Genomic DNA, 288 nt, shown 5'->3' with positions numbered 1-288 from the left:
AAGTAATTCTTTTACTTCTACTTTGTTTGCCATTTTTGTAATAGTTTACGTTCTGTTGAATTAGCAACAACCAGGTGGCGATATACGGCCCTGATCGTTTAGATGCTAAACTAACCACCGGCACTTCGCTAAGCTTAGTGTGAATTCCGGAGTAACAACAAAAATCTTATGATTTAAATGAACTTTTTGGTGCTTTGAACACCAAATAATATTAACGTTTAGAGAACTGGAATTTCTTACGGGCTTTCTTCTGACCGAATTTCTTACGTTCCACCATTCTTGGGTCTC

General features: G+C 37.2%; 1 protein-coding gene. It reads right to left on the bottom strand.

Annotated elements, in window-relative coordinates:
* Positions 1-211: 211 nt before the first annotated feature.
* Positions 212-277, bottom strand: coding sequence for a 30S ribosomal protein S9 (gene rpsI / locus HC176_RS20445; protein ID WP_425338235.1), 66 nt, complete (start codon positions 275-277; stop codon positions 212-214).
* Between the last annotated feature and the right edge of the window lie 11 nt (positions 278-288).

It is taken from the genome of Tamlana crocina, from assembly GCF_012037625.1.
The sequence above is the reverse complement of the archived record's forward strand: the minus strand, read 5'-3'. Positions and strand labels throughout refer to the sequence as shown.